This is a genomic window from Halonotius pteroides (genome assembly GCF_003605635.1).
GTDB classification, from domain to species: domain Archaea; phylum Halobacteriota; class Halobacteria; order Halobacteriales; family Haloferacaceae; genus Halonotius; species Halonotius pteroides.
In genome coordinates, this window is record NZ_QMDW01000049.1 from 1 (window position 1) to 4,814 (window position 4,814).

2 protein-coding genes and 3 pseudogenes are annotated in these 4,814 nt (G+C 55.1%); 3 read left to right on the forward strand and 2 right to left on the reverse strand.

The genetic code is table 11. From position 1 onward, the window contains the following. Window positions 1–106: 106 nt before the first annotated feature. Window positions 107–647: pseudogene (locus tag DP106_RS14865) on the reverse strand (IS630 family transposase); the annotation flags it as partial. 42 nt (window positions 648–689) lie between these two features. Between DP106_RS14865 and DP106_RS16160 the strand changes: the two are divergent. Continuing rightward, window positions 690–1,124, forward strand: a pseudogene (locus DP106_RS16160) (zinc ribbon domain-containing protein); the annotation flags it as partial. Window positions 1,125–1,134: 10 nt separating this feature from the next. Here DP106_RS16160 and DP106_RS14880 read toward each other — a convergent pair. After that, window positions 1,135–2,241: an IS630 family transposase gene (locus tag DP106_RS14880; protein ID WP_120086585.1), complete on the reverse strand. Its 1,107-nt coding sequence runs from the start codon at window positions 2,239–2,241 to the stop codon at window positions 1,135–1,137. Window positions 2,242–2,286: 45 nt separating this feature from the next. On the opposite strand from DP106_RS14880, the pseudogene DP106_RS16620 reads away from it, so the two are divergent. Both DP106_RS16620 and DP106_RS14890 read left to right on the forward strand, forming a co-directional pair. Then, window positions 2,287–2,385, forward strand: a pseudogene (locus DP106_RS16620) (RNA-guided endonuclease TnpB family protein); the annotation flags it as partial. A gap of 803 nt (window positions 2,386–3,188) precedes the next feature. Next, the coding region (locus tag DP106_RS14890) for an L-lactate permease (protein WP_133305183.1) at window positions 3,189–4,814 on the forward strand (1,626 nt) is incomplete at its 3' end.

Genomic DNA, 4,814 nt, shown 5'->3' on the forward strand with positions numbered 1-4,814 from the left:
CTGGTATCGAGAATTTCGTGAGCTTGCGCTGATGTGTGCAGTGTATAACATCAAGAAGGCCGCAGAACAGGAGATTCCGATCCCTTCAGGCGATTAAACACGGCCTTATGACCAGCCTGTCTTCATCCCGTCTCCCGACTTTTTTTGAGCTCGTCGTCGTACCGTTCAAGATCTTCCTCGTCAGCCGAGGCTGGTTCTGGCCGAGGTTTCTTCCAGGAAACCTCGGCCTCTTTCATCAATCGCTGAACGTGACGCCGGGAGTGTGCAACATCAAACTCAGTTATGAGGTGTTGTTGAGCTAGTATACTCGACCAAGCAGGCTCATCGTATCCAGCTTCTTCGGGTGATTGGTTGAGTGTTTCAGCGAATTGTTGGAACTGTTCGTCAGAGAGCTCAGGTGGTCTTCCTGGACGTTCGTCGTCGTAGAGCGCGTCTTCAAAGTCGCGCTCTTCGAAGCGATCCAACCAGTTGTACACTGTCTGACGAGGCCATCCGTATTTTTCCTCGATATTATCTGGAGATAGCCCAGCGAGATATTCGCGTGCAGCAGTGAGCCGTTTGATTGCTTTTGGATCACGCTCGTCCTCGAGCTGCTCGCGGACGCGCTCAACTGAAAGATCGGGAATCTTGTTCCCGTCCTTGGACATACTCAAACGATGAGCTTCTGTGTCTCAAAACTTTCGGCGTTGAGTATACAAGCGTGCGGCTCTCGCCACGCCCACAAGAATATTGAATCAGTCGGGCGGAAAGAAACCGGGCGGTTTGAGATATACCTGCATACGGTAGCGAACGAGCTGACCGTGGAAGCGGTCGAGAACGACTGTTCGCACATCGTATTTGAGGACTTGATGCATATTCGGAGGGATCTCCCAGAAGCGTCGTGACAACACACCTGGGCCTTCCGATGCCTGTATGAGTACGCTGAGTACAAGGCCGAAGAACACGGTGTTGAGGTGGTACAGGTTGATCCACGGAACACTTCGAATCGGTGTTCAACGTGTGGGTTTACGCATCCAGACAACCGCCATGGAGAACAGTTTATGTGCCAGCAGTGTAGCTATGAGAATCACGCCGACTACAACGCAGCGAAGAATGTCGGCTTGCAGTATCTCCGTCGTCGGCAAAAAATAGTGACTAACGCAACTTCTGAATGAATCCGTCGAGGTGATTTTCGATCCACGAGCCTGCGAAACTCAGCTGGTCGGTCAGCTTCGTGAAGATCTTATCGAGGAGGGCGCGGTATTCGGCCGCGCCCTCCACGATCAGGGGCGACGATTCCCATTTGAGACTCTTCCAGACCGGCTCGATTGGGTTGAGATGCGGCGAGCCTACAGGCAGAAAGATGAGGTCGATCCCAAGTTCGTGGGCGCGTTTGCGCGTGTACGCACAGATGTGTGACGAGAAGTTGTCCAAGACGAGCAGAATCCGCTCACCCGGATTCTGCTCGCGGATCGCTTCGAGACACGCACAAATCTGCTCTTTCTCCTGATTCGGCGGAAATTGGAGGACACTCTCGCCGTTGAGCGCATAGAACCCGGCCGCTGGTGTGTCGATTTTCACCAGCGGCCGGGTAATCGTCGGCTCGTTCACTGTGTAGAGCCGCTGAGAATTGTCCCACGGTTGTGGATGCGAGATATCGAAGAAACCGACTGTCGTGCCGCCATCTGTCCGGACATCGTCATCAACCGTCCAGTCTTCATCTTTGTCGTCTTCTGGCTGTTTGTTGTGTGGCTCGTCTGTCTCATCCTCGGCGAACGCGTCGGCAACGCGTTCGTCGAGGATTTCGTCGGCGTTATCTGGCCGGTCTGGCCTCTCGGTACGTGGAATCGCGTACGAGAGGCCGAGATCAGACAGAAGTCGCGGCAGATAGTTCGGATGGTACTCGACATCGAACTCTTCGTTGATGAGGTGCTGAATCTCCTGTTTCTTCCAGGGTTCGCCCTCTTCAAGCAGGTCAAGGAGCCGCTCTCGTTGTTCTCCGTCGAGCTTCGGGGGCCGCCCGCCCCCGAAGCTCGGGGTCAGAAGTCCGAGACCGCCCTTATTCCAGAGCCTGGCCCAGCGGCTCCCGGTTGATTGGGACATGCCGACATCGTCGGCTGCATCTTCGAGTGATGCATCCTTGTACAGCCGTTTGATGAAGGTGAGCCGCTTGCTCACCTTCTCGCTATCCGTTTCCGTGAGCAAGCGGTCGAGATCGTCCTCACTGAGGTGACGGACGATCTCTTTCTCTCGTCCCGTCATTGCCCCACCAACGCAGAGTATACCTAAATCTTCTGTGAACCACTAAATGCAGACGACGGAGGCGCACCCGTAGACGTGCGCTTGAATCGTGGGATCGTGAACGTGAGTGGGGAGTACAACCCCCCTGCCACTACTCAGGCATAGAACGGGAGTCCACGCGAAAGCCTCGGGGTCGTACGGAAATCTTTGATTTCCGTGATGACGAGAGACGAAGTCTCTCGAACCTCTTGACACCGAGGCAGTTTACACTGTGGTAAAATCGCTAGGGGTTTGTATGCGGTGAGGGAGATCTCTTGTATTACTTACTAGTCAATATGTGACTAAATGTACTGATATGCTAAATAAAATTAATAAACACGGTTTAGTGAGATAAATGTTGGTTTCAAATTTATATATACGATTCGATTACCATCTGCTCAGTCGCGGCTGCGGGCTGGTATCTTAACACGGCTCACCGCGCCCCAGTCACACCCACGAGAGCGCATGCAAGCCAAGTTATCTCTGATAAACTATCAGATATCTTATTGTTTTTACCAACCCGTCGAATAACGCCCTGAGACCGCTGGATACAGACAACTGCATGCGACTCGGTGGGAAATACCGTTGACTGAAACCGGGGCACCTGCCGCCGCTACACCGGATACACACAACTGTATTGGGGCATTTAGCCGAATTTGGAAGGATAGCAGTATGAAAGCGTTTCAGTGTCTCTAACTACTGTTTTGATAAAATTCTGCGCCGCAAATTATCTAAACTATAGATGGTTATAAATATATCCAATCATAGATAGGGAATGATGTGCTCGATCAGAGGCAACCGACGGCGACGACACCGACAGAGGGAGCCACACACAGAGGTGGTCTGGCCATGACATCAAACAACTGTTACTCAGCAGACAGCTGGGAGTATCAGCCAGCGTTTGAACGACGTGAGGGGGGTGAGAGCCGATGGTCGATCTGACCTTATCAGTCCTTGCACTCCTCCCGTTGGCGACGATTGCGGTATTGATGGTTGGGCTGTATCAACCTGCAACACGGACAATGCCGCTCGCGTGGGGGGTTGCAGCCGCCGCGGCATTTATCGGCTGGCAGATGTCACCGCGGCTGATCGCCGCCGCGTCGATACGAGGCGCGCTGACGGCGACAAGGATACTTGTGATCGTGTTTGGGGCGATCCTCCTGTTGTACACGCTGAAACAGTCCGGTGCCTTTGAGGTCATTAACGCCGGCTTCGCCTCGATCAGCGATGACCGACGCGTGCAGGTCATCTTACTCGTCTTCCTCATGGGATCGTTTATCGAGGGGGCGGCCGGGTTCGGGACGCCAGCCGCGATTGTCGGCCCGCTGTTGGTCGGATTAGGGTTCCCACCCCTGGCGGCGGTCGTTGTCGCGCTAACGGGGAACATTCTCGCGATCACCTTTGGCGCGGTCGGAACACCGCTGATCATCGGCCTTCGTGATGTGGTCTTTGTTGAGGGAACAAGCGCGGCACAACAGGTGATTCAGCAAGGCGGCTTCGAAAGTGTCGGCGCGTACGTCGCTCAGATCGGTGTGTGGGCGGCCGTTATCCACGCGATCGCCGGCATCGCGATCCCGTTTATCGGCGTGGCGATGATGACTCGCTTCTTCGGCGAGGAGCGGTCAATACAGCCGGCCCTCGAGGTGTTGCCGCTGACCCTGTTTGCGTGGGCATCCTTTGCGATCCCCTACGTCGCAACAGCGTACTTCCTTGGGCCGACGTTCCCGGCACTACTGGGGGCGATGATCGGGCTACTTGTGGTGACAACGACGCTGCGGGCTGGCTATTTCATCCCCGATAACGAGTGGGATTTCGGGCCACAACGCCAGTGGCCGGATCACTGGGTCGGCAGCATTGATCCCGGCGAAGGCGTCGGTACGACAAGCCGGAGTCAGGATGGAGCGGTCGCAACTGATGGCGGGACAGCAACGTTTGAGGAGTCGCATTCCCAGGATATGTCGCTTGGAATGGCCTGGATGCCGTACATCCTCGTTGCCCTCCTGCTTGTCGTGACCCGTGTTATCGGGCCGATTCAAAGCTTCCTTGCCTCAAACGGTGTGTTGATGTGGAATAACATCCTTGGAACACCATTTTCCGAGGGCGTCGAGCTACTCTATCTTCCCGGGAGCCTTTTCGTCCTTGTCGCGGTGGTCACCTACGGGCTCCACGGGATGAGCACCGACGAGATCAAATCCTCTTGGAGCGAAGCCGTCCGGAATATCGCGCCGGCCGTTATCGCGTTGTGGTTTGCGGTTGCAACCGTCATGATCATGCAGCGAACCGGGAGCACGATCGTTCTGGAAAGTGCACCGACTAGTGCCGGGATGCTCGGCTTACTGTCGGAGGCGACAGCGAGTGTGACCGGGCAGCTGTTCCCGTTTTTCTCGGGCTTTATCGGTGCCTTTGGCGCGTTCATCGCCGGCTCGAACACGGTCAGCGATATCCTGTTCGGGCTGTTCCAGTTTCAGGCCGCCCAGCAGATCGGCGCGCCGACACAGATTCAGTCGATCACATTGAGAAGTTCACTGTCTCCGATAGTGGAGGCTAAATCGGTA

Bases quoted from the DNA above. Each gene is read 5' to 3' on its own strand.
- DP106_RS14880 (WP_120086585.1), bottom strand. From the start codon at position 2,241: ATGACGGGACGAGAGAAAGAGATCGTCCGTCACCTCAGTGAGGACGAT.